Below are 23217 nucleotides of genomic sequence, written 5' to 3'. Positions count from 1 at the left end.
TTAAAGCTCCCCTGCTTGCTCTCGATGCTGAGCTAAATGCTTACTGTTCATAATCGAGATTATCTTGTTCGCATAATTGGGGTCGGTTGCATAACCTGCGCGTTGCAATTCAATCGCGTATTTTGCACCGTCAGCAGAGACTTCTCGGGCGCGTGTATAGCGCGGTCCTTGTATAAACTTCAAATAGTCAGATACACTTTCTTCTAGCGATTCATAAGAACGAAAAGCGGCTTTTTCTTGCGCTGCAACACCTTGTCTATATTCCAATGTATTGACCACTGAACTGTCCCCTTTCCATCTTGAATCAGCTTTAATCCCAAATAAGTTATGGCTACTGCTTCCATCTTTATTTGCGATAACTTTTTTGCCCCAACCGGTTTCTAAAGCAGCTTGCGCTATAATCGCAAGAGGTGAGACACCACTTTGTTTAGCAAGTTTTTCTGCAACCGGATACAACATCTCAACAAACTCTTTAGGTGAGGCAAAATTTTGCCGTTTAATAATTGTTTGCCCTTTCGCGGTTTCCTCTGTAGAGGGTCTTGCTGGCGCTACAAAAGCATTCGTTTCATTAATCGTAGGTACTTTGCTAGCAAGTTCACCATTTAACGTTAAAGATTTTTCTGTATTTGTCGATATAGGTAACGATAGAGCAGGATTTGTGCCAAGAGTACTTTGCTCAAGTAAATTGAACGTTTTTTCTAGAGGAATTGGAGGTAAATTGGCTGATTGACGTAAGCTTGCCCCATTTTGATCCCCCTGACGACTGGGATCCAACTGCGCAACAATTACGTCTGCAAGCCCTAGTGCCCCACTGCTGGATAAGTCAGAAGACATTTGCTGATCATACATTTGAGTATATTGTTTTACCCGTTGATTGTTCATCGGCGAGTCTGACTCAAATGCCTCGATCCCTTGACGCATTTGCTTCATCAACATTTGCATAAACATAGCTTCAAATTGGCTCGCAACTTGTTGCAAAGCAGCTGTAGGATCTTTCTGCGCTGCACTACGTAGCTTGTCTAAGCTTTGTAGGTCAAAAACACTATCATTTTGACTGTTGTTGAGTATGTTGGTGCCTAGCTTATCCATAGCGATGCTCTAAATAATCATCAGATCACCTTGAATAGCGCCAACTTGCTTGAGCGCTTCAAGGATAGAAATAAGGTCTCCAGGTGCCACACCAGCTCGGTTCACTGCGCGAACTAATTCATCTAGAGAGGCGCCGGGATCAAAATTGAACATACGGCTGTCTTCTTGGGTCACTTCGATATCGCTCACGGTGGTTTCAACTGTCTCACCATCCGAAAATGGATTGGGTTGAGAAATCAATGGTGTTTCTGAAATTTTAACCGTTAAGCCACCATGCGTAATCGCCGCTGCAAGAAGACGTACATCTTTGCCAATAACAATCGTTCCGGTACGAGAATTCACAATAATCCGACCAGCCTCTGATGCCGGTTCGAACTCTAAGTTTTCTAAAGTCGCTAAATAAGCAACCCGTTGCCCAGGATCACGAGGTGCATAAACTTCAACTGAACTAGCGTCAATTGCGGTTGCAGTATTGGGTCCAACTAAGCCGTTAATGGTTTCGGCCAAACGATTCGCTGAAGAAAAATCACCGCGCTTCAAATTGAAAGTAATCTTGTCACCACTGTTAAATGGAGAAGGGATAGAGCGCTCAACAATTGCGCCATTTGGGATACGACCAACGGTTGGTGTATTAGAGATAACTTTTGAGCCATCTGCACCTTCCGCTCCAAAACCCCCAACCACTAAACTACCTTGCGCCAAAGCATAGACTTCTCCGTCAGCCCCTTTTAGAAACGTTTGTACAAGGCTTCCACCGCGAAGGCTTTTTGCTTCACCAATAGCAGAGACGGTGATATCTATCAGCTGCCCAGGTTTTGAGAAAGCTGGAAGTTCTGCATGAACAGCAACCGGTGCAACGTTTTTGATTTTCAAGCTAGTACCGGACGGCACAGTAATACCAAAGTTACGCAGTAAGGTGGCAAAACTTTGTTCGGCGAATTTACTATTTTTTTCACCTGTACCCGGCAGACCGACAACAAGACCATAGCCCACCAGTTGGTTACTACGTACCCCAGCAACGTCAGCAACGTCTTTAATACGAGCAGCTTGGCTGGTCACGCTGAACAACAAGCTTGATACCAAGGTAATTGCGATTAAATGTCTCATGTCCTATCCCTTTACTTTTATCTGTGTTCTAGAAAGGCCAGATTGGACCATTGAAGAATTTAGTTGCCCATCCAGATTCAGTGGAGTTAGCAAAATCACCAGTTCCACCGTAGTTAATTCTAGCGTTGGCAACCCGCTGCGATGTAATTGAGTTATCGGGATCAACATCTTGCGGACGTATAATCCCCGTTAGTCGTATATATTCATTGCCGTTGTTAAGCATTAGCCATTTTTCACCGGATATAATCAGGTTGCCATTTGCCAGTACTTCAATAACGTTTACAGAAATGTTTCCAGCTAAACTGTTACTTTGAGCAGCATCGGCTTCGCCATTAAATGAACGTGTTTGTCCAAAAGACGTTCCGGCTAAATCAATACCTCCAACTATGGGTGTTCCTGTAGGTACACTGAAGCTGTCCACTTGAAACTTGTTGTTCTTTGCATTTTCATTGGTCGCCGATTTTTTGGCTTGAGTACTCTCATCAAGGTTCACGACAATGATGTCGCCAACGCGATGCGCTTTTTGGTCTGAGTACAAATTATTCGCATAATTTTTGGTAAATAAGGAGCCGGTAACCTCAGCTTGTTGCGGCACAACTTCAGGATAGACCGGTGCAAATGCAGGATCATCAGGAACCACCGAGTAGTTAGGGCTAGAACATGCCGCTAACGCTAAACTTAGAACACTCGTCATCATTAACCGAATCATAATTACACTCCTACACTTTTTCTTTATAGCTGTTGCGTGACGAAACTTAGCATTTGGTCAACCGATGAAATTACTTTAGAGTTCATTTCATAGATTCGTTGCGCTTCAATTAGATTTACCAGTTCTTCAGTCACATTAACGTTTGATGTTTCAAGCGAACCTTGATGTAGCGCTCCAAAACCATCCTGTGCAGCGACCCCTTCTTGCGGTGCGCCACTAGAGCCAGTCTCCAAAAATAGATTCTCACCTCGCGGCTCTAAACCTGCGGGGTTAACAAAATCAACTAAAGTAATTTGGCCAATGACTTGGTTATCCACCTCACCAGCAATACGTACACTGACTTCACCATCGACACCGACGGTAAAACTTTCCGCATCTTGTGGGATTTGTATTTCGGGTTGCAGACGATACCCGACGCCTGAGGTCACTAAGGTACCTTCGTCATCCATCGCGAATTGACCATTGCGAGTGTAGGCAGAGGTTCCATCTGGTAATTGAATTTCAAAAAATCCGCGACCACTAATCATCATGTCAAATGAATTGTCGGTAGTTTGAACGTTTCCTTGAGTATGGTGTTTTTGAGTTGCCACAACCTTGGCACCTGCACCTAACATTAAACCAGTTGGTAGACGCGTATCTGCAGAGGACTGCCCCCCAGGCTGGTTAACTGTTTGATACAACAAGTCCTCAAACACCGCGCGAGATTTTTTGAAACCGATAGTACTTGCGTTCGCCAAATTATTGGAAATAACCGATACATTGGTTTGCTGGGCATCTAAGCCGGTTTTACTAATCCATAGTGCTGGGTGCATGTGCTATTCCTTTTATTAAGTCAAACGAAGTAAACTGCTAGATGCTTTATCTGTTTCTTCGGCAGTTTTCATCATTTTTACTTGCAACTCATAGTGACGCTGCAAGCTCATCATGTGGGTCATTTCTTGGACTGGATTCACATTACTTGACTCCAAAGCCCCTTTTTCAACGCTAACCGTTGCATCAGCTACAAACTGTTCACCCACCCGAGATCGAAACAAACCATCCTCACCTTTTTCTAGACTCGGGTTTTCAGGCTTGCTCAATTTGATTCGATTTATTTCCTCTAAGGCATTTGGCAATGCGCCTTCGGGTTGAATTTCAATCGTACCATCGCGATGGATCTCTAGTTTTTCTACTGGCAGCGGGATCACAATCGGTTGGTTTCCATTACCTAGTACCGGTAAACCATTGCTGGTTTGTAAAACACCAGCGGCAGATATCTCGAAGTTACCATTTCTAGTTAACGCCTCTTCACCACCAGCATCTTGTACCGATATCCAACCATCGCCTTTTACTGCAACGTCAAGATCCCGTCCTGTGGTGCGAAGCATACCTTGGGTATAGTTTTCACTGGCCTTTTCCGTAAGGGCAAAAACCCGTGTTGGCAGACCTTCACCAAACGCTTGCATAGCTCGGGCATTCTCGATGTCGGCCTTAAAACCAGTGGTATTGGCGTTGGCTAAGTTATTGCCACGCAATGCCAAGGCATTCATGTTTTCTTTGGCACCGGTCATCGATATATATAAGAGACGATCCATTCCTAATCCTCGTCAAATGGCTGACTAGTAGGACTAATGCAAAAGACGAACCAAGTTTGAAGAAATAAAAAAGGCGACCGAAGCCGCCTTTGCCGAAACCCAGGGGAAATTAACGGATTTGGATAATTGTTTGTTGTAGCGTGGAGTTCACTTCTAAAGCTCGCGAGTTGGCTTGGAAATTACGCTGTGCGGTAATTAGGTTCACAAGTTGCTCGGTTAGGTTAACGTTTGCTTGTTCAAGAGAAGCTGAGTTGATTTTACCAAAGGTTCCAGAGTTTGCTTCACCAGCAATCGCTTCCCCACTTAACTGGGTTTGTTGCCATGAGGTATCACCAATTTGGCCAAGACCTTGGTTATTTGCGAATTTTGCAGTTGCGACCTTCGCAATATTGGTGGTTTGTCCATTCGAGTATGAGGCAACCACTAACCCATCGGGTCCAATATCGATGCCCGTCAATTTACCAACAGTTGAACCATCTTGAGATAAACTACTGACTTCAAATGCCGAAGCATATTGGGTCGGTGAGTTGAGATTAAATGTAATCTCTTGGTCTGGGTCTACTGAACCATTCGTACGGTCCCATACGTCCCCTGGGAAATTTTCTCCCGGAACCGCTGGCAGCGTTCCACCTAATGGAACAGTTTTAATGACTAATGGCAAAGAATTGACAGGGTCTAGAGCACCCGCGCTATCAAACACCAGTCGTGCAGAGTTCGGGATAATAGGGTTGGTGTTACCGCCATTTGGTGTTTGCGGGAATCCACCTACAACATCGGTTGGTTTTCCATCTATATAGACAAGCTTATGCCAGGTGTTGGGCGCAGTATCATCCTTCACAAAATAAGTTTCTGCGACGTGTGAACCACCTTGTGAGTCATAGACAGTTACAGAAGTCGCAGAGGTATAGGTATCACTATCAGTAGGATCGAAGTCGCCAATATCGTGCGTAGATCCGCCAGAAGGTAGGTTAAAGCTCATACTCACTTCTGTTGTTTGAGTCGGCGTTCCTACCTCTGAATTGATTTGAATCGGCTTCGTTGCTGCCATACTTACGGCTGAAGGTGTGCCACCGGTATTAACGGTATAACCTTGTAAGTATTGCCCCTGAGAATTGACAATAAAATTATCAGAATTCAATTTGAAAGCACCAGCACGAGTAAATTCGCGAGTTTGCGTCGTAATATCCGAAGCTGTAACAAAGAAACCCTCGCCACTAATCGCCAAATCTAAGGCGTTTTGTGTGAACGCTAGAGACCCCTGATGGAATTGTTGCGCAACATCGGCAGTTTTAACACCATTACCCACGGCTGTTTTTGCATTAGAGAAAATGGATGTGGCATATACATCCGCAAACTCTGCACGTGATTCTTTAAAACCAATGGTATTTACGTTGGCAATATTGTTTGCCGTGACATCTAAGTCCTTTTGCGAAGCATTTACGCCGCTTAGTGCGATATTAAATGACATGTCTCTCTCCTATCACTAAATTTATAATTAGCCTTTGGCTACTTCAAGTACATCCGACAATCGAATTGCACCTAGACCAGTTAGGTTAACAACCACACCGCTTGCACCTCCGGAGAGACTCACGCTGCTTACTTCTGAATAAGTTGCCATCGGTAAGTCAACTTGTTGACCCCCCTGACTTGCATTGACCTTAACGTTATACTTACCTTCGGCTACCGGGTCGCCGTTGGCATCTGTTCCATCCCATTTAAATTCAACGTTACCGCTGCCTTCACCCACATCAATGGTTTTAATCACTTCCCCAACTTCATTTTCAATGGTGACTTTAATATTTGACGCACTACCATTTGCAACAGCAACACCATCGAAACCAGCACCAGAGTTATACCCCTGTTCCATAGGAACTAACACCTTTTGACCAACGAGTGTCGATGCCTGAAGGGCTGCTTGCGACGTCATAATTGAGTTTAAGTCTTGCAGTTGAGTCCCCATATCTGCAATACCTTCTGCCGTTTGGAATTGCGCCATTTGGGCAATCATCTCAGCATTCTCAACCGGGTTATTCGGATCCTGAAATTGAAGCTGAGTAGTCAATAAGGCGAAAAAATCTTCTTGCCCAAGTTTGCCATTGTTATTTTCTGGCGTAGCTTGTTCAGTCGGCCAGTACATTTCTGCTGAAGCGGGATTAATAATACTCATGAATTCTCCTAGCCTTTACCCAGTTTGAGTGCGCTATTTAGCATCGTTTTCGCCGCTTCTGCTACTTGTACGTTAGTCTGGTACGAACGTGATGCGCTAATCATATCGGCCATTTCCTCCATGACATTGACGTTTGGTTTATAAATGTAACCTTCTTCGTCTGCCATCGGATGATCCGGGTAATACTCGCGACGCAGCGGGGCGTCAGACTCAACAATTCCGGCAACATTCACTTCTGTTGACGCAGCCAAATCCACATTGGCTCGATTAAATTCTGCAGCAAAAACTGGCTTTCTAGCGCGGTAGGTTTCGCCTACACTAGAACTAATACTCTCAGCGTTGGCTAGGTTACTAGCCGTGGTATTTAGGCGGACCTGCTGCGCATTCATCGCAGAAGCACTCACATCAAAAACGCGGAAAAAGCTCATAATTAGTTACCATTAATCGATTTTTTCAAACCCATTACCTTACTGTTCAAAAAGTTCATACCGGCTTGGTACTCCAGGCCATTTTGCATAAAGGAATTTTTTTCTTTATCCAACTCAACCGTATTACCATCACCAGTGTCTGGCTGAGTCGGTACTTTGTATGAAATGTCGTTTGAGATGCCACTAGCGCCACCAATATGACGTTCATTGGTCGTTGCCATACGTACATTCTGATTGGTCTTGGCATTGGCTAACGCTTTACTAAAGTCAACATCTCGCGCTTTATAGCCCGGAGTATCAGCATTAGCGATATTACTGGCAATGACTTCTGCCCTTTTAGCCCTTACGCCAGCGGTGTATTGATGAACACCGAATGCTTTATCGAAACTAATTGCCATGTTTACCCCACTTTTGATCCAATGTCAGAACCGTTAGAATTTTTGCTAGTGATTCTAAAGCAATCAATATGCCAACTATGAATGAATATAAAGACACATTTTTGTCACTTTTCGCTTCCTGCACTCACGAAAATCTACGAAATCTCGAGAAAGAGTAGGCATTGTCGTATAAGAACCTCTAACCATCTGATGTTAAAGGTAAAAATTAAATCTGGGAAATAGCGGCAGTTAAACTGGTGTAGGCATCAGCTCGATAACAGACTCAATGCCAAGGTTTTAGACAGCAAGTGTTGAGCCAGGTTGAGTTGCTTTTAGAAATAAAATATCGCTGAGCTTGAAAGAAATAAACGGCAATTAATTTTTTGAATACGAGCAAGAAGGACTTTGGGGCTAAAGCGGCAAAAAGCGGCAATGGGCTTGCCGCTTTCATTATTTGATTTGTACTTATAATTATTTTAGGCGGTAAACAATGCCCGGATTACAGCGAATCATTTCGAAGCGGTCAGTTAAACCAGTCAATGATTCAGAGGCTCCTAGCATTAAGTACCCACCAGGATTTAAAGCTTGCGCAAACTGATTCAAAATCTTAGTTTTTACGTCTGCATTAAAATAAATAAGAACATTGCGGCAAAAAATAACATCAAATTTGCCCATCAAAGCATAACTATCAAGTAAATTAAGAGCTCTAAAATTCACAAAGCTTTTCACTTTAGCATTGACGCGAAAACGATTATTACCACAGTCTTCAAAAAACATCCGCTTACGTTCAGGTGAAAGACCTCGTGCTAGGGCTAATGAGTCATATTCGCCTTGTTTACAGTGCTCAAGCATACTTGGAGATATATCGGTGCCAACAATTTGAGCCCCTTTAATGAATCCTGGCTTGCGCTGCATGAACTCATGCGCAATCATCGACATTGAATAGGGTTCTTGTCCTGATGAACATGCCGCCGACCAAATTTTGACAGGCCGCGGCAAAGCTTTCATATCAGGGAGAATCATATCATTCAAAAGTTTAAACGGATAACCATCTCTAAACCAAAGCGTTTCATTGGTCGTCATCGCATCTACAACGATAATACGCAGATCTCGTTCCCTGCCGTTCATTGCTCGTTGAACCAACGCATCCATACTGTCACAGTCATAACGTGCCACTAAGGGGCTGAGCCGGCTTTTAACCAAATATTGCTTATTGTCACCCAGTACGATCCCGCACTGCTGTTCCAAAAATTGACTGAACTGCTTATATACTGCGTCAGAAATGGCTTTCACTATCGCTACCTTCTCAGTTACGAAATAGAATTACGAACCGCATTTGCCAATTCATCAGGGCTAAACTTAGCAATAAAGGCATTAGCTCCTACTTTGTCGACCATCGCTTGGTTAAACACCCCACTAAGCGAGGTATGCAATATAATGTGAAGATCTTTAAGTTCAGGTGTCGATCTCACTTCAGCTGTTAATGTATAACCATCCATCTCCGGCATTTCTATATCTGAAATGATAAGAGCGATTTGGTCACCTATAGGCCCATCTTTGGCCATGGATTTAAGCAAATCGATAGCTTCACGTCCGTCTTTACATAACAGTGCTTCAACACCCAGGGAAGTCACTGCTCGCTTAACTTGGTTGCGGGCAACAGAGGAATCATCGACAACCAAAACCTTCTTGTCAATTTTCAGATTAGCTGCAGCCTCATCAACAATAGACTGACTAACGACGGTTGATACAGGAGAGATTTCATCTAGAATTTTTTCAACATCTAAGATTGAAATAAGTTCCTTATCGACTTCTGTGACGGCGGTAAGATAATTCATTTTGCCTGAGCCTTTAGGTGGCGGCAAAATGTCTTCCCAGTTGGTGTTCACAATACGTTCAACCGATCCAACTAAGAATCCCTGCACCGAGCGATTGTATTCTGAAATAATAATAAACCGGTTTTCTAAGTCTTGAATAGCTGGACCGCCAGTTGCCAAACTTAAGTCGATGACAGAAATAGTTTGACCACGAATATGCGCAACGCCTCTAATGACAGAGTTCAACTTAGGCAACGAAGTTAAAGGAGGACATTGCAGAACTTCTTTCACTTTAAAAACATTAATCCCGTAGCGTTGTCTTCCGGCAAGCTTAAACAGCAACAATTCAAGGCGGTTTTGTCCAACCAATTGCGTTCTTTGATTTACCGAGTCTAAGATTCCGGCCATATATTTCGCTCCATAAATTTAAGGCATGCATTTTGCAAATTAGCGTCTACAGAATACAAATTTTTACTTGTGCCAAGATATTGTCGTCTTCCTCAACAAGACCGGCAGTTAATTAGATTATACAGAAATATTTATTACTTATGCCTATATATCGGAAGCAATATGAAAATGTTTAAGTTCATATTAATGATTAGTTTAGCTTTTTTGCCAAACTTTGCCTCATTTGCGGCAACGACGCAGCAACAGCTACAAGATCAAGCCGAACAGTTAGTGTTAAGTCAGCTTGAAAGTGGCGCTGACACACGAATTGAGATTGACGTAGCTGAGATTGATAAACGCACTCATATTATTGAATGCAGCAGCAATTTCAATTTACGCTTAACCCAAACAAAAATACGCCGGTCCAACTCCGTACTAGTAACCTGCGCTGACGATATTAACTGGCGTGTGTATATTCCGGTTAGGGTTAGTATTTTAAAACCAGCCATCGTTGTCCGTGAGCACATCGCTGAAGGTCAACTATTGTCCTCAAGCAACATAAAGCGAGAGTACTTAGCAGAGTCTAAAGTACGTGGCGATTATTACCAAGACATTGAAGGACTTGAAGGTGCTCGAGTTAAACGCAAACTAAGGCCAGGGCAACTGATAAAAAGCCGCGATTTGTGTATTGTTTGTGAAGGAGATCCGATTACGATTGAAGTTGTCGGTACAGGTTTAAGCATATCTACCGACGGAACCGCTTTAAACGACGGTACAATTGGTGATAGAATTCGCGTTATAAACAATAAGTCACAACGAAAAATAAATGCTTTTGTTGTCGCCAGCGGTCTTGTAAAAATTCATTTGCAATAAATAGTGAAAAAAAACTAAAGATTCGAGAAATCGCGTCGATATATATAATCAAGAAAGTTTATTTTTTAGTGGAGAGCCGACATGGCTATGAACATCAATAACTTAGGTGCTGGACGTAGTGTCCTCGATAATGCCAAAGTCAACGAAAATCGTTCGAACGATACCACTAGTTCAGGCAAAAGCAGTGGCAAGCCTGCCGCAGCCCAGGATTCGGTTATGATTACTGAACAAGCCCAACAACTACATCAAGTGCAACAATCTTTGATTGGTGAAGATACAAGTAAGAGCGCTCGCTTTGAGCAAATTAAAGCCGCTGTTGCCGATGGTAGCTATCAAGTCAATGCCGAACGTGTTGCTCAAAAGATGGGTGGTTTCGAATCTCAGCTCGATACAATATATGGCTAATCAATGTTAATAGAACAGATTTTAGAAACGCAGCAACAGCTTGTTGAAGAGCTATTGCTGCTTTTGGATCAAGAAAAACTAGCCTTAGAACAAGAACAAGCTGAGCATATCATTGATTTAAGCAAACAAAAAAACGTCCTACTTACTTCTCTTGAAAGCAATGACCAATTACTATCAGAACACCAACAGCGTGATTCAATTGCTCAAATACCCCAACTAACAAGCATGCGCGATTCAATCAATGTGACCCTTTTGCAATGCCAAGAAAAAAATGATGTCTTAGAAAAAATCATTATTGCCTCCAGCCAAAAAACTCGCACTCAGCGAGAATTTTTACAACAACTTACGAGTGGCAATAGCACCACTTACGATAAAGCTGGTCAAAAGAATATTGCGTCTCGGCTTGGTAAAGATTACACCGCCTGATTTATCGACAAGTAACAGATACAAAAAAAACGAAGCCAATAGCTTCGTTTTTTTGTATCTGAGACGAACTAACCTCGCTCGCCCCACTGACTTGATTTAGGACTCGCCGGTTGAACCTGAGGATCCAAGATAACAATACCATCTTTCATACGCGGACTAGCGCTAGGGCTTGCTGGCATACTTCGCTGATAAACATATGATGGCACCCATTGCTGCGATGTTGCTACCACCGATTTAGACTCCGCATCGATGAGACGCGCATTAAGCAAAACTCCATCTTGTGTACCGCTAAAGGTGCCAACTAATAAGTATTCAATAGGTTGACTACGTTGTAAGCTTTTCACATCACGGCTAAAGACAAAGTCACCTTTTTCGGTAATCTTAAGCCGCCCTGTCATTTTGTAGTCAATGACGTTAAAGCCCCATTGTTGCATTTCAAAGATCAAGCTTTCAGAGACCTGCATTCCAAATAAATTGGTTTGTTCAAACTCATGTAACGAAACAAATGATGCAATTCCAATAGCGGTATTCGTATTTACTTTATGCGAACTGCTCACCAATTGCTTCGCTAACAATTGTGTATAGTCAGTTAACGTTACACCGCTCAAATAATGGGGCGCTGGAGAAGGCTTTTTAGTAGGGGAGATTATTCGACTTTGACCGCTCCCGAGTACCAAAGCACTCGGTCCAACCTCAAGACCATTTGAATCGATACTTCGCTGCAGCGGTACTACCGATGGATTGGATGCTAAGGCTTCAAATTCACCCGCCTTTATAGAATTAACCGTAACCCCTCGTTGATAAGAAGCACTATTACTGTTGATATTTAACATCCGTGGATCGTTAACATCATAGAGCAGCATCTGTCCATCTTGTGTAATTGCAACCGCAGAGCGATTATGAGCAGCATGATCATGAGGGACTGCGTGAACATCCTGGTCATAGACAATGGCTTCTTCTACCACCGTATTTGGAGCACAAGCACTCAGGCTTAGTATTAGCGCTATAGGACTTAAGACAGTTTTCATCAGCATTCCCTTATTTGCGATTTTGAACTAACAGTTCAGAAGTACGTTTAGGGCTCACCTTTGGCACCGAGCTATAATAAACGTGGTGAGGGATCAGCTGCTCTGCTGACGCCACAATAACCTTAGACTCAACGCCGATAATACGAGCATTGACAATAATACCTTCTTTGCTGCGGCTGTAGGTTCCACTGACATAGTACTCAATGGGATGCCGCCTTGGCAGTTCTTTCACATCTCGACTAAAAACGAAGTCACCTTCCGGTGTAATACGCATAAAACCGGTGGCTTTATAGTCAATCACCGAGAAACCATAATGCTGTAATTGCGAAAGCATGCTTTCTTCGATTTGGAGTCCAAATAGGCTTGTTGCTTTTAGATTTTGTAACTCAACAAATGACGCCACAGCAAGCGGCGTCGATTGTGAAACATAGTGGCTACTGCTCACCAAACGGTATGACAACTGCGCAACATAATCACTCAAGCTTTCCATACTCGCAGCTTGTGGAATTGGAGCACCTGTATTGCCAGGTAATCGATGTGCAGCAGGAGCTCGCTGTGCTTGCGCCGAGTTGCTATTCGAGTTAGAGCTTGTCGCGCTGCAAGCTGACAACAACAATATTGCTGCAGACAAGCCCACTTGGCGCTTAAAATATACAGACATATTACTCTCCCTGTGTCTGAACGGCTTGATGCTGACGTCTAGAGTAAATCGTGCCCGACTGTGTACCTTGAAGATAGCCATTAACGATTGCTGGATTGTTATGAGTATGACTAAAGCCGTCTTCATAGACATAAGAGTTGCCATAAGCATCATTGAAGTCAGAGGTATAATGATAGCTATGGCTAGTAGTGATTGGCGAATTCACAGTTTCTGGTGTTTGTGAACATGCACTTAACACGAGGCAGGCTAGTACTGTCGCAAGCTTTGGGCTCATTATAATTGTTCTCAATGACTAGGATATAAACTAGTTAACGGCCCCTAGCGTAAAAACTTTACCCTAAGCTTACGACTTTCGCTTACATTAGAAAGCAATCGTACTATCAATTTGCTCAGTTCTGGGCGTAACTTGCGAAGCTATTACCTGATAGATTTCAGCAAAGTCTAATTCAAGCTCTGTGATGTAGGTGTCATCTAAGGCATAACTGCGTTTGACCCGTGCTCCGCGAATGACTCCGGAAACAGAGCTTTGCAGTTGGGTCTGCCCCAGCACCATGTCAGCAACTGAACTCTGGGCGCTAATCTCTTGACCGTAAACTCGCTCTGACAGTTCACGATAAGCGTCCAACTTTGAGGCTTGCATCGCTTGTAAGGTTTTGTGTTGATCGCTTTGACCTTGTTGCGCTGAAATGGGGGCGTAACCTACCGCACTTAGCACTACAAATTGCTCAGGGGACTCATGTTTCCACACTTTATGTTCAGTCGGTAAACTACAGGCACTGATGAGTATAGTTGTAATAGCTATCATCAAATAGCGTTTGCGTAGGCTAAGCTTATATCGCTTTAACATCGTTTCGCTCCAAAATCCCATTATTAATACTTACAGCCATTGGGGCATTACTACTCGAATGTAAAAAGAACCCGTAAGCGGCACCATCTACATTATTACTTTTAGTATTCACTATCCGAAAGTTTACATGTTTGCCTTCATTACTTTCTTGATAAGTGCCCACCAACATGTGAGTGATTTGATGGCGTTGTGTCAACTTTTCGGCATCGCGACTCATTGCAAACTCACCTTCGCCAACATCAGTCAACAATTTGCCAGTTATGCGTGGCTCAATCACTTGTACTTGCTGCATAGTTAATGCTGCATGCAATGATTCAGCAAGTTGTCGACCAAATGCGCTGGTGTTATCTAAAGCATCAAGGTCAACGATACTAGCGATGACAACGCGGTCTGAACTACGTATGCTGCCACGGGCTACAATTTCGGCGGCCATTCGATTTACTTGTCCGTAGTAACTAGGCTCAACCGGTGGCCTAAGCTTTGCAGGCTCATATTGGTCATGATGAACAACTGTAGAGCTACAACCAAGCATCGCAGTAACGCACAGCATGATTACTGCTAATTGTTTAATTGTTGTTCCTATCATTGACGTGTCCTTTATCCAAAATCTCTGAGAATCAAATGCAAAAATTACGCCATAAACATCATGATCTACAATTTTAATCCCATGATAATCAATTTGGATTAATAATTGCATGACTTAGACAATTACACGAATTCATTATAAGGAAGCGCATGCAAAAGCGATTACTACATTTAGTGTGGCTGGTATTGCTCGTGCCTTTGTTCTCTCAAGCCGCTTATTTTGAAGCTCAAGGGCAAGCAGCGATTGGCAATGGCGATATTGCGCAAGCTAAAGCCAAAGCTACTCAGGCGGCCATGCAACAACTACTGCTTTATAGCGGGGCCTCTGTCACGAGTATTCAACAAATGAGTGGAGGTTTACTTACATTAGACCAATTAGAGATTGTTACCAAAGGCACTTTGCATAACATTAAAATCTTGCAGGAAAGCCAAAGTCTGGATTTTTACACCGTACGTCTGGCAGCAGATGTCTTTGTCGGTTCGAGCCAGTGCTCTGCTGCTGGTGCCAGGCATAGCTTACTAATTTTGGCGCCTCAACTACGCGATCAACAACAAGCTAGAATTGGGCAAATATACCAATTACCTGAATCACTCGGTCTACGCGCTTACAACTTGGCTCGAGAGTACAGCCCGAGTATGCTGCCTATCCAAGCCTCGAACCTTCCAATAAATCACTACCAATCTGGAAAAAACACTTTCGCTGCAATTAAAAACTATGCCGAAAAATATGACGCACAATATCTATTAGCCTTAGAAATTGAAAACCTATCGCTCAGTGGCCCTTATAAACCAACATTTGTTCAAATAAGTTATCCGGAAAGACATTTTGTTATGAACGCCCGTTTGTATAGCGTAGCTGACCTTGAAGAAGTATATAACAAGCGTGTATCAGTACAGTCTCAATGGAAATTCAAATCACAAGAGATAGTAGACCCCTACTCGTCCAAGTTCTGGTTATCAAGCTATGGTCAAACCGTCAGTGCCGCACTAAAGCAAGTCTTAGGTGAAGTTGATAGCTTGTTAGCTTGTCAAAAACTACAGGCGAAGATAGTCACTGATTTGGGTGATAATCGTTGGCAAATAAATATTGGAAGTGCCAACTCTTTACAGGTTGGTCAACAGATGAAAGTTCAGCATCAAAGTTTTCAATGGGGTGATTGGGATATTCCGCGTCAGCAGCGCTTTGACGCTGGTACGGATGTAACAATTGAACAAGTATTTCAAAAGAGTGCCGTAGTAAAAGCTAACGACCCAAGCATGGCGGATAGTATCCAGTTAGGCGATATTGTTAGCCGATAACAACAATGCTATAAGCTGCCTGCGTTTGGTACATAAGCTTTTGATTCTTTTCGATAGAACAAATTAGTGCCAAAGTTTAAATCGCTAGTGCAATGCCAGTATATTTTAGGATACAATCCGCAGCTATTGAGTGTCCCCTTGGCTCAGCTGGATAGAGCAGCCCCCTCCTAAGGGGCAGGTCAGAGGTTCGAATCCTCTAGGGGACGCCATTTATTCATCGTCAAAATTCTGTTTGAACAACGACAAAAAAACCGGCTTGCGCCGGTTTTTGTTTGATCGCTAACAGGCCCTAGATTTTAAAGTTTGAAACCTGTTCGCTAAGCCGCTCCGATATTTCATCCAAACGCTTCACTTGACCTAGATTAGACTCACTTTGCTCAGTTAGATGATCGGTTGCGTCTTGAATTCCTTGCGTATTACGGCCTATCTCTTCTGTTACTGCTCGCTGTTCTTCAGCTGCGCTAGAGATTTGAATAGCCATATCACTAATTTGAGCGATTGAAGAAGTAATTTCTTCAAGTGTCTGTGTTGCCCTATTTGCCTCTTCAACACTTTCACTTGCTAGCTTCTGACTGTCTTCCATCGATTTGACCGTAATTTTGGTATTGGACTGTAAACGCTCAATCATACTGCGGATTTCTTCAGTTGACGAATGAGTCCGCTGAGAAAGATTGCGAACTTCATCAGCAACAACAGCAAACCCCCTACCTTGATCCCCCGCTCGTGCCGCTTCAATAGCTGCATTGAGAGCGAGTAAATTAGTTTGCTCTGCTATCCCCTGAATCGTCGATAAAATTTCGTTAATATCTTGGGTGTTTTGTTCAAGTTCAGTGACCGTCGACACTGCAGAATCAAGCTGACCAGCTAAGCTATCGATTTGCTGTTGGTTACGCAAAATTACTTGCTTACCCGCTTCACAAGATTCGGTTGATTCTCTTGCTGAGTTAGCGGTTAATTCAGCGTTACTTGCTACTTCAGCCGCAGTGGCCCCCATTTCATTAATTGCTGCCGCAACTTGGGTGACTTCCTCTTGTTGGCGGCGGATCTGTGATTGCGCTTCTTCACTCGAGACACGTGAAACGGTAGCTGCTGACGATATTTGCACTGAATCCTCAACGACATTAGAAACCAGAGAGTGTATATTGCCAAAGAACAAGTTTATTTCTTCAGCTAGCTGACCAATTTCATCTTTACTCACAATTGGAACCCGAGCAGTTAAATCACCAGTTCCGCTATTTAGCTCTTTCATCGCTCTGTGCAATGCTTCAAGAGGTTTAATCAATACCCCTATGACTATGAGTAAGGATATGCCGAATACTGCAAGCATCACGATTGCCAACATAAATGAACGCACAACCAAAGTATCCACTGACTTAAGCACCAAGTCTTCATCATAGACTTGAACTAAGCTCCAATCAGTTAGCTCAATTTGACTTGATTTTAAAAGAACATCTTTTCCATCGAGTTTTGCAGAAAATAGCTCTTTACCGTCAACACTTGGATTAAAGCTCTTAACGCTAGGGTCCAGTTCACTAAATATCTTAAGCACATATTGACGATCAGGGTGAACCAGAACATTTAAATCGGAATCAACGATCATGGCATATGAGTTTTCTGTGGAAAGATCTTCGATAGCCGCTATCACATCACTCAGAGAAAGGTCGCCACCAATAACGCCTCCATTCACTTTCGCAGCAACACTGATTACTTGTTCACCTGAACTGGCATCCTCGTATGGGTCAGAAACATACTGGCCATTAGCAATAGCCCCTGTATACCAGGGCCGCCCCCTAGGGTCGTAATCACCGGGTAATTCAATAGATGCATCACTAAGTAACATTTTACCTTGTTCTGATCCAAAATAGACTAAATCAAAGGCATTGGTTTTTGCTGTTTGTTGCAATGTTGCACGCATTGCAGGCTCATCAGATAAAACACTCAGTCCCTTTACACCAGCAAATTTGTTGGCCAACCACGCCCCAAGTAAGCTAGAGGTGGACTTAGCTGCACTACTGGAATTTTGCTCTAAAGTGAGCAGGGTTTGATTTTTAACTGCGCTAGATTGTATCCATGTCTGTAATCCGGAAAACAGAATTAACATCACCAAGGTAAAGCTAATAACCTTGTATTTTAAAGAAAGTTTGCCCATTGATTGCTCCTTTACGATTTAACTGCATTCGCTCATCAAACTCTTAAGCAAAACTTGTTTTTTATAAGATACTATAGGAAGTTATCGGAAGAACTGCTCGGATCTTAAGGAAATGATGAAAAAACTGTATTTTATTTGCTCAATGTTGATTTTAAGTTTATCAGTAGAGGCTAAAGTTCAGGTTAATGCTTTGGATCCCAGCTTATTAATGTTCAATGAATGCCATGCCGAGTCCTTACGCATTTCATATTTGTCATTAACCACTAGTGATATTGCATTGACTTCACTACCCGACGAAGTGAATCAATTGCTAAACAATTCACATATTATCGTATTGGAGCAAAGCGTAAAAAAACGAGCAAATTTGAGTTCGGTCTTAAAACACAACTATGACAGCCAGGACATTGCGTTAACACGAAAACAAAAACGACAAAAAGCATCTCTTGGTCAACAAATATTAACTCGCCAACAAATGAACGCCGGCAAGGCCTACCGCCCTCAACCACTACTGGGGAGTTTCGATATTCCACCTTGGGTGCTAAATTTTAATTTTGCTGACAAGCGATTAGTGCTTAGTTCAACTATCACTAATAAAAACGAAAAGGGTCCGCAACAAGCTGAAGTCGCAACATTGCAAAAGTTTCTAGCGAGCACCAAACGTCCTAATTTGTTTATCTTTGGAAATGACCAAGCAACTAGCTTTAAAGTCAGTAGTTCAAAAACCTTGGGACACCAATGGTGGTTACTCGACACCTTACGTGCTTGCAAGAATCAAGACCTAGTTACAGAAAACTATAGTTTATCGAGCATACAGTTTTCCGAATTTTAAGCTTAACTTGTAATAGGTCTTGAGCAAAACAGGTAATTCTTCTGTTCAAGACTGGTTTTGTCGTTCTTTTGTTTGATTTATCAGCAACTGACTGATGCAATTGGTTTTATATTTGCGAATCCCTTTTCGGTAAAGCTTATCCTGCTACAATAGTCATTAGAACTCGAACCCAAAAAATATCATGATTGATTTTTCTAACTTTTACCAACTTATTGCGCAAAATCGTTTGCAACATTGGTTACGTTGCTTACCCGAACAATTGCATCAATGGCAAGCCAACAACACCCATGGCGACTTTCCACATTGGCAGCGCGTAGTAGACAAACTACCTAGTGTTAACTCTAAGTTTGTAGAACTAAAAAATGCGGTTAGCATCGGCAAAGTTGGTGAGCTAGACCCATCTGAAATACGCAAAACCGAAAGCCTTTTGAAGCAATTATCGCCTTGGCGTAAAGGTCCCTTTGATATTCATGGCGTTCATATTGATACCGAATGGCGTAGTGACTGGAAATGGCAACGTTTACTGCCACACATTTCTTCTTTAGAGAATCGCTTTGTATTAGATGTTGGCTGCGGTAGTGGCTACCATATGTGGCGCATGCTCGGAGAAAAAGCGCAATTTGTGGTAGGTATCGATCCTTCAAGTTTGTTTTTAGCTCAATTTGAAGCCGTTCGTAAGTTTGCTAACAATGACCAACGCGTCCACTTGTTGCCTTTGGGCATTGAGCAACTGCCTAAACTAAGAGCTTTTGATACGGTATTTTCGATGGGCGTTTTGTATCACCGTCGCTCGCCAATCGATCATCTTTATCAATTAAAAGCTCAATTGCGCACTGGTGGAGAGTTGATCCTTGAAACTCTCGTCGTTGACGGCGATGTAAATGATGTGCTTGTACCGCCAGATCGTTACGGGAAAATGAGAAACGTTTGGTTTATTCCTAGCGCACCGGCACTCGTTTCATGGTTATTAAAAGTTGGTTTTATTGATGTGCATATTGTTGACATGGACCAAACCAGCATAGATGAACAACGAGCAACAGATTGGATGAATTTCGAATCATTGCCAGACTTTCTAGACCCATTAGACCCTTCGAAAACTATTGAGGGTCACCCTGCTCCATTAAGAACTATAATTGTCGCTAAAAACCCCGATTAAATATATGAGTGAATTAAGGATTTATAAATGAAAAAAGCATTTGTGGCCATTTCGTTAGTTAGCCTACTAAGTGCCTGCGCCAGCCAAGACTATTATCAAAAACAAGAGGCGCATAATCAACAAAGTACCCAGCAGCTCACTCAATTACAGGATCAACAATCCCAGAATCTAGCGCAGTGCAGTCAACATAATCAACAAAGCATTGCTGAACTTAAAAGTATCCAACAACAGCTTGATGAAATGAAGGTTGTCAATCAACGCACCTTAAGTGCTGCGCAAAAAGAGATTGTGTTACCACTACCCGTTAGTTGCCCCGAACAATCGATTGCCAGTCACAAAATGATCATCGGCGAAACCGAATGGGTTTTCCTACCCGGTATAAATGAAACCTTTTTGGCCCGCATCGATACTGGCGCAACAACATCGTCACTCAACGCCACAAATATCGACCGATTTGAGCGCGAGGGAAAAGAATGGGTACGTTTTAGCTTAAGCCATGTAGAGAGCGAAACACAGGCACAATTTGAACTACCGGTTAAGCGTAATGTTAGTATTGTTCAGTCAAGTAATGATGACGGAGAACGCAGACCCGTAGTTGAACTAATGATAACGCTAGGATCAGCGAATGAATTAACAGAGTTTACTTTAGCCGATCGCAGTCACTTAAACTTTCCAATTTTGATCGGACGTAATTTCCTGCGTGACATCGCTTTAGTCGATGTGGCGCTAAATAAAACAATTGCCAAACCTTAATCATTGAACGCGTAAAGAAGGATGCTTACATGAATTCAAAGAAAATTTTTTACTCCATTGTCGCGTTATGCCTGATATTAGGCACACTGATGATAGTGAACCGTCACACCACAGACGAAGTGCCATTTTACCCTGGTGAAACACGTCAAATATGGTCTGTTGAGGCGAAAGTAGAGTTTGAAGCTAGCGGAGAACCAGTCACGATATCTTTTGCAGCACCGGGATCTCAAGCTGGGTTTACACTCATCGAAGAGAGTACGGCTTCCTTAGATTATGGTTTGTCTTATGTTGAAAACGACCACGCTAGCCGGGCAATTTGGACCAAGCGTAAAGCCCAAGGATCACAAGAGCTCTACTATAAAGCCCGTTTTTTAGTCGATCCTAAAGCCGATTATTCAATCATTCCAAAGTTACCAAATACCAACTTTACATCTTTCCCTGAACCCTACAATACCGCTGCTTCTCAACTGGTAAAACAAGCGCATGAACTAAGCGCTGACGCCTATAGCTACACCCGAGAGTTGATTAAACAACTAAATTCAAATGACAATGCTCAAAACATTGGACTTTTAAATAGTGTTAAATCAAAAAACCAGTTGATTGAAGCATTACTCAAAAATGCGGAAGTACCAGCTCGTTTGGTCCGAGGTTTGTACCTTGAAGATGGTCGACGCCGTCAAAGTACCGTTGATTTTGTGCAGGTGTTTAAGGATGAAAACAATTGGCAGCTCTTCAATCTAGAAGACGGCTCTCAAGGTAAGCCAGAAAACGTATTATTGTGGGAGTATAACGGCGAAAGCATGCTTGATGTTGATGGTGCGGTGAATTCGCGCGTCACCTTTGCAATGATTCTCGAAGAGCAAAGTGCTAGAGCAGCAATCGCGTCGAAAAAGAGCACCCAAGATCTATTAAACTTCTCTATTGATAGCTTGCCGCTTGAAGAACAAGCCTTATTTAAAACAATTTTGCTCATACCTATTGGCGTTTTGATTGTCGTTATGTTGCGAGTATTAGTCGGCCTGAAAACTTCAGGGACCTTCATGCCAGTGTTAATTGCTATGGCATTCGTACAAACGTCTTTAATAACAGGCTTGATTGGTTTTGTACTTGTCGTAGGTGTTGGGTTAATTATTAGAAGCTACTTATCCCATCTCAATTTATTGCTGGTTTCACGAATATCCGCGGTTATTATCTCGGTGATTGCTATTATCACTATTTTCTCGGTCATAAGCTTTAAAATTGGGCTGACTGAAGGACTTAAAATCACCTTCTTCCCGATGATTATTTTATCGTGGACTATCGAGCGAATGTCAGTACTTTGGGAAGAAGAAGGCCCTAAAGAAGTGTTACAACAAGGTGGGGGTAGTTTATTCGTCGCGGTTCTGGCTTTTGCGGCAATGAACAACGAACTAGTTCGACATTTGACCTTCAACTTCATTGGTCTGCAGCTTATTGTTTTAGCTGTCATATTAATACTTGGTAACTACACCGGCTATCGTTTACTCGAGCTGCGTCGTTTCAAACCACTTGCAAGCCAGGAGGACTAATGTTTACAAGCCCAACGAAGCTTTCCCGCAAGGGCATCATGGGAATGAACCAGCGCAATATCGGCTACATCAGTCGTTATAACCCGCGCCGACTGTTCCCTTTGGTGGATAACAAGTTAAAGACCAAGATTATTGCGCAGCGTGACGGAGTCACCATCCCTAGTCTAATTGGTGTAGTTAGAGCCCAGTTTGATATAAAGAAAGCAATGCCAATGTTAGAGCGCCAGCAGGGTTTTGTGATTAAACCAGCGAAAGGCTCTGGTGGTAAAGGCATCTTGGTCATAACCAAACAAGAAGGCGGCCGCTACTATAAGCCCAATGGTGCTGAAGCAAGTGTCGAAGATATTCAACGGCATATGTCTAATATTTTAGCCGGACTCTTCTCTCTCGGTGGAAGTGCAGACGTTGCGGTTATTGAAGCCTTAATCAAATTTGATTCATGCTTTGAAGGTTTTAGCTTTGAAGGCGTACCAGATGTTCGGGTTATCGTGTTTCAAGGCTACCCGGTCATGGCAATGATGCGTTTATCTACAGCAGCATCAGATGGAAAAGCCAATCTACACCAAGGTGCTGTTGGCGTTGGTATTGATATTGGAACAGGGAAAGCACTACATGCTGTCCAGTTTGATATGCCAATTCAAAAGCACCCCGACACTGACCGCGACTTACAAGAGCTCGTCGTACCGCACTGGCAGCGTTTAATGGAACTTGCTTCAAGTTGCTTCGAGATGTCTGGACTGGGCTATCTTGGCACCGATATGGTGCTCGATAGAGACGAGGGTCCAATGTTGCTTGAGCTTAATGCCCGACCAGGACTGGCAATACAAATAGCCAATGGCGATGGCATATTACCTAGACTCAGACTTATCGAGCAAATGGTTAAAGATGGGGTTCAAATGACTCCTCTTGAGCGAGTTGAGTTTTGTAAGAAAGAATTTGGTCGAATAGAAACAAATAACTAAATTTATCTGCAATCGTTGATAAAAAAAGCCACCTTACGGTGG

26 protein-coding genes and 1 tRNA gene are annotated in these 23217 nt (G+C 42.8%); 10 read left to right on the top strand and 17 right to left on the bottom strand.

Going from position 1 to position 23217, the window contains the following annotated elements; all coding sequences use genetic code 11:
- From flgJ to DBZ36_RS03910, 11 genes are all read right to left on the bottom strand, one after another.
- Complete coding sequence (gene flgJ / locus DBZ36_RS03960) at positions 1-1089, bottom strand: flagellar assembly peptidoglycan hydrolase FlgJ (RefSeq protein WP_120353635.1); 1089 nt, start codon at positions 1087-1089, stop codon at positions 1-3.
- A gap of 9 nt (positions 1090-1098) precedes the next feature.
- Positions 1099-2196 carry a flagellar basal body P-ring protein FlgI gene (locus DBZ36_RS03955; protein WP_120353634.1) on the bottom strand — a complete coding sequence of 366 codons (1098 nt, stop codon included), beginning with the start codon at positions 2194-2196 and terminating at the stop codon, positions 1099-1101.
- A gap of 28 nt (positions 2197-2224) precedes the next feature.
- Positions 2225-2905, bottom strand: coding sequence for a flagellar basal body L-ring protein FlgH (gene flgH / locus DBZ36_RS03950; protein ID WP_120353633.1), 681 nt, complete (start codon positions 2903-2905; stop codon positions 2225-2227).
- A 23-nt stretch (positions 2906-2928) separates the two neighbouring features.
- Complete coding sequence (gene flgG / locus DBZ36_RS03945) at positions 2929-3717, bottom strand: flagellar basal-body rod protein FlgG (protein WP_120353632.1); 789 nt, start codon at positions 3715-3717, stop codon at positions 2929-2931.
- A 15-nt stretch (positions 3718-3732) separates the two neighbouring features.
- The gene (flgF, locus tag DBZ36_RS03940) at positions 3733-4479 is read right to left on the bottom strand and encodes a flagellar basal-body rod protein FlgF (protein WP_120353631.1); all 747 of its coding nucleotides are present in this window, start codon (positions 4477-4479) and stop codon (positions 3733-3735) included.
- A 109-nt stretch (positions 4480-4588) separates the two neighbouring features.
- Positions 4589-5947: a flagellar hook protein FlgE gene (flgE, locus tag DBZ36_RS03935; protein ID WP_120353630.1), complete on the bottom strand. Its 1359-nt coding sequence runs from the start codon at positions 5945-5947 to the stop codon at positions 4589-4591.
- 27 nt (positions 5948-5974) lie between these two features.
- Positions 5975-6646, bottom strand: a complete 672-nt coding sequence (locus tag DBZ36_RS03930; RefSeq protein WP_120353629.1) for a flagellar hook assembly protein FlgD — start codon at positions 6644-6646, stop codon at positions 5975-5977.
- An 8-nt stretch (positions 6647-6654) separates the two neighbouring features.
- Positions 6655-7074 (bottom strand): flagellar basal body rod protein FlgC, encoded by a 420-nt coding sequence (flgC, locus tag DBZ36_RS03925; RefSeq protein ID WP_120353628.1) that lies wholly within the window; start codon positions 7072-7074, stop codon positions 6655-6657.
- A gap of 2 nt (positions 7075-7076) precedes the next feature.
- Positions 7077-7472, bottom strand: coding sequence for a flagellar basal body rod protein FlgB (gene flgB, locus DBZ36_RS03920; RefSeq protein WP_120353627.1), 396 nt, complete (start codon positions 7470-7472; stop codon positions 7077-7079).
- Between the two features lie 450 nt (positions 7473-7922).
- Positions 7923-8747, bottom strand: a complete 825-nt coding sequence (locus DBZ36_RS03915; RefSeq protein ID WP_407641481.1) for a CheR family methyltransferase — start codon at positions 8745-8747, stop codon at positions 7923-7925.
- A 14-nt stretch (positions 8748-8761) separates the two neighbouring features.
- Complete coding sequence (locus DBZ36_RS03910; protein ID WP_120353625.1) at positions 8762-9676, bottom strand: chemotaxis protein CheV; 915 nt, start codon at positions 9674-9676, stop codon at positions 8762-8764.
- Positions 9677-9838: 162 nt separating this feature from the next.
- On the opposite strand from DBZ36_RS03910, the gene flgA reads away from it, so the two are divergent.
- The 3 genes from flgA to flgN all read left to right on the top strand — a co-directional run bounded on the left by flgA (position 9839) and on the right by flgN (position 11359).
- Positions 9839-10528 (top strand): flagellar basal body P-ring formation chaperone FlgA, encoded by a 690-nt coding sequence (gene flgA, locus DBZ36_RS03905; protein WP_120353624.1) that lies wholly within the window; start codon positions 9839-9841, stop codon positions 10526-10528.
- A gap of 81 nt (positions 10529-10609) precedes the next feature.
- The gene (flgM, locus tag DBZ36_RS03900; RefSeq protein WP_120353623.1) at positions 10610-10933 is read left to right on the top strand and encodes a flagellar biosynthesis anti-sigma factor FlgM; all 324 of its coding nucleotides are present in this window, start codon (positions 10610-10612) and stop codon (positions 10931-10933) included.
- A 3-nt stretch (positions 10934-10936) separates the two neighbouring features.
- Positions 10937-11359, top strand: a complete 423-nt coding sequence (gene flgN / locus DBZ36_RS03895; protein ID WP_120353622.1) for a flagellar export chaperone FlgN — start codon at positions 10937-10939, stop codon at positions 11357-11359.
- A gap of 68 nt (positions 11360-11427) precedes the next feature.
- On the opposite strand, the gene DBZ36_RS03890 is transcribed toward flgN, so the two are convergent.
- The 5 genes from DBZ36_RS03890 to DBZ36_RS03870 form a co-directional block, all read right to left on the bottom strand.
- Entirely contained in the window at positions 11428-12387 is a 960-nt protein-coding gene (locus tag DBZ36_RS03890) for a FlgO family outer membrane protein (protein ID WP_120353621.1), read from the bottom strand.
- Between the two features lie 10 nt (positions 12388-12397).
- A complete protein-coding gene (locus DBZ36_RS03885; RefSeq protein WP_120353620.1) occupies positions 12398-13048 on the bottom strand; it encodes a FlgO family outer membrane protein in 651 nt (216 codons plus the stop codon).
- A 1-nt stretch (position 13049) separates the two neighbouring features.
- The gene (locus tag DBZ36_RS03880) at positions 13050-13322 is read right to left on the bottom strand and encodes a hypothetical protein (protein ID WP_120353619.1); all 273 of its coding nucleotides are present in this window, start codon (positions 13320-13322) and stop codon (positions 13050-13052) included.
- Positions 13323-13409: 87 nt separating this feature from the next.
- A complete protein-coding gene (locus tag DBZ36_RS03875; protein ID WP_233558089.1) occupies positions 13410-13895 on the bottom strand; it encodes an LPP20 family lipoprotein in 486 nt (161 codons plus the stop codon).
- Entirely contained in the window at positions 13879-14481 is a 603-nt protein-coding gene (locus tag DBZ36_RS03870; protein WP_120353618.1) for a FlgO family outer membrane protein, read from the bottom strand. Before DBZ36_RS03870 ends, DBZ36_RS03875 begins: the two co-directional genes overlap by 17 nt.
- Before the next feature lie 149 nt (positions 14482-14630).
- Between DBZ36_RS03870 and DBZ36_RS03865 the strand changes: the two genes are divergently transcribed.
- Together DBZ36_RS03865 and DBZ36_RS03860 are read left to right on the top strand one after the other, a co-directional pair.
- Entirely contained in the window at positions 14631-15779 is a 1149-nt protein-coding gene (locus tag DBZ36_RS03865) for a flagellar assembly protein T N-terminal domain-containing protein (protein ID WP_120353617.1), read from the top strand.
- 132 nt (positions 15780-15911) lie between these two features.
- Positions 15912-15988 (top strand) — tRNA-Arg (locus tag DBZ36_RS03860).
- Positions 15989-16068: 80 nt separating this feature from the next.
- Here DBZ36_RS03860 and DBZ36_RS03855 read toward each other — a convergent pair.
- The gene (locus DBZ36_RS03855; protein ID WP_120353616.1) at positions 16069-17928 is read right to left on the bottom strand and encodes a methyl-accepting chemotaxis protein; all 1860 of its coding nucleotides are present in this window, start codon (positions 17926-17928) and stop codon (positions 16069-16071) included.
- A gap of 115 nt (positions 17929-18043) precedes the next feature.
- On the opposite strand from DBZ36_RS03855, the gene DBZ36_RS03850 reads away from it, so the two are divergent.
- The 5 genes from DBZ36_RS03850 (at position 18044) to DBZ36_RS03830 (ending at position 23175) form a co-directional block, all read left to right on the top strand.
- Entirely contained in the window at positions 18044-18757 is a 714-nt protein-coding gene (locus DBZ36_RS03850) for a hypothetical protein (RefSeq protein WP_120353615.1), read from the top strand.
- A 181-nt stretch (positions 18758-18938) separates the two neighbouring features.
- Positions 18939-19913, top strand: a complete 975-nt coding sequence (cmoB, locus tag DBZ36_RS03845) for a tRNA 5-methoxyuridine(34)/uridine 5-oxyacetic acid(34) synthase CmoB (RefSeq protein ID WP_120353614.1) — start codon at positions 18939-18941, stop codon at positions 19911-19913.
- A 27-nt stretch (positions 19914-19940) separates the two neighbouring features.
- Positions 19941-20666: an ATP-dependent zinc protease family protein gene (locus tag DBZ36_RS03840; RefSeq protein WP_120353613.1), complete on the top strand. Its 726-nt coding sequence runs from the start codon at positions 19941-19943 to the stop codon at positions 20664-20666.
- Between the two features lie 29 nt (positions 20667-20695).
- Entirely contained in the window at positions 20696-22213 is a 1518-nt protein-coding gene (locus DBZ36_RS03835) for an inactive transglutaminase family protein (protein WP_120353612.1), read from the top strand.
- Positions 22213-23175 (top strand): alpha-L-glutamate ligase-like protein, encoded by a 963-nt coding sequence (locus tag DBZ36_RS03830; protein WP_120353611.1) that lies wholly within the window; start codon positions 22213-22215, stop codon positions 23173-23175. Before DBZ36_RS03835 ends, DBZ36_RS03830 begins: the two co-directional genes overlap by 1 nt.
- The last annotated feature ends 42 nt before the right edge of the window (positions 23176-23217 follow it).

The organism is Alginatibacterium sediminis (assembly GCF_003610775.1).
Classification (GTDB): domain Bacteria; phylum Pseudomonadota; class Gammaproteobacteria; order Enterobacterales; family Celerinatantimonadaceae; genus Alginatibacterium; species Alginatibacterium sediminis.
Note: the sequence above shows the minus strand (reverse complement) of the source record. Positions and strands in the feature narration are given on the sequence as shown.

Bases quoted from the DNA above. Each gene is read 5' to 3' on its own strand.
- DBZ36_RS03865 (WP_120353617.1), top strand. From the start codon at position 14,631: ATGCAAAAGCGATTACTACATTTAGTGTGGCTGGTATTGCTCGTGCCT.
- flgJ (WP_120353635.1), bottom strand. From the start codon at position 1,089: ATGGATAAGCTAGGCACCAACATACTCAACAACAGTCAAAATGATAGT.
- cmoB (WP_120353614.1), top strand. From the start codon at position 18,939: ATGATTGATTTTTCTAACTTTTACCAACTTATTGCGCAAAATCGTTTG.
- DBZ36_RS03930 (WP_120353629.1), bottom strand. From the start codon at position 6,646: ATGAGTATTATTAATCCCGCTTCAGCAGAAATGTACTGGCCGACTGAA.
- DBZ36_RS03910 (WP_120353625.1), bottom strand. From the start codon at position 9,676: ATGGCCGGAATCTTAGACTCGGTAAATCAAAGAACGCAATTGGTTGGA.
- flgA (WP_120353624.1), top strand. From the start codon at position 9,839: ATGAAAATGTTTAAGTTCATATTAATGATTAGTTTAGCTTTTTTGCCA.
- flgF (WP_120353631.1), bottom strand. From the start codon at position 4,479: ATGGATCGTCTCTTATATATATCGATGACCGGTGCCAAAGAAAACATG.
- DBZ36_RS03890 (WP_120353621.1), bottom strand. From the start codon at position 12,387: ATGAAAACTGTCTTAAGTCCTATAGCGCTAATACTAAGCCTGAGTGCT.
- flgG (WP_120353632.1), bottom strand. From the start codon at position 3,717: ATGCACCCAGCACTATGGATTAGTAAAACCGGCTTAGATGCCCAGCAA.
- flgN (WP_120353622.1), top strand. From the start codon at position 10,937: ATGTTAATAGAACAGATTTTAGAAACGCAGCAACAGCTTGTTGAAGAG.
- DBZ36_RS03875 (WP_233558089.1), bottom strand. From the start codon at position 13,895: ATGTTAAAGCGATATAAGCTTAGCCTACGCAAACGCTATTTGATGATA.
- DBZ36_RS03830 (WP_120353611.1), top strand. From the start codon at position 22,213: ATGTTTACAAGCCCAACGAAGCTTTCCCGCAAGGGCATCATGGGAATG.
- flgB (WP_120353627.1), bottom strand. From the start codon at position 7,472: ATGGCAATTAGTTTCGATAAAGCATTCGGTGTTCATCAATACACCGCT.
- DBZ36_RS03880 (WP_120353619.1), bottom strand. From the start codon at position 13,322: ATGAGCCCAAAGCTTGCGACAGTACTAGCCTGCCTCGTGTTAAGTGCA.
- flgE (WP_120353630.1), bottom strand. From the start codon at position 5,947: ATGTCATTTAATATCGCACTAAGCGGCGTAAATGCTTCGCAAAAGGAC.
- DBZ36_RS03955 (WP_120353634.1), bottom strand. From the start codon at position 2,196: ATGAGACATTTAATCGCAATTACCTTGGTATCAAGCTTGTTGTTCAGC.
- DBZ36_RS03885 (WP_120353620.1), bottom strand. From the start codon at position 13,048: ATGTCTGTATATTTTAAGCGCCAAGTGGGCTTGTCTGCAGCAATATTG.
- flgM (WP_120353623.1), top strand. From the start codon at position 10,610: ATGGCTATGAACATCAATAACTTAGGTGCTGGACGTAGTGTCCTCGAT.
- flgC (WP_120353628.1), bottom strand. From the start codon at position 7,074: ATGAGCTTTTTCCGCGTTTTTGATGTGAGTGCTTCTGCGATGAATGCG.
- flgH (WP_120353633.1), bottom strand. From the start codon at position 2,905: ATGATTCGGTTAATGATGACGAGTGTTCTAAGTTTAGCGTTAGCGGCA.
- DBZ36_RS03855 (WP_120353616.1), bottom strand. From the start codon at position 17,928: ATGGGCAAACTTTCTTTAAAATACAAGGTTATTAGCTTTACCTTGGTG.
- DBZ36_RS03835 (WP_120353612.1), top strand. From the start codon at position 20,696: ATGAATTCAAAGAAAATTTTTTACTCCATTGTCGCGTTATGCCTGATA.
- DBZ36_RS03850 (WP_120353615.1), top strand. From the start codon at position 18,044: ATGAAAAAACTGTATTTTATTTGCTCAATGTTGATTTTAAGTTTATCA.
- DBZ36_RS03840 (WP_120353613.1), top strand. From the start codon at position 19,941: ATGAAAAAAGCATTTGTGGCCATTTCGTTAGTTAGCCTACTAAGTGCC.
- DBZ36_RS03870 (WP_120353618.1), bottom strand. From the start codon at position 14,481: ATGATAGGAACAACAATTAAACAATTAGCAGTAATCATGCTGTGCGTT.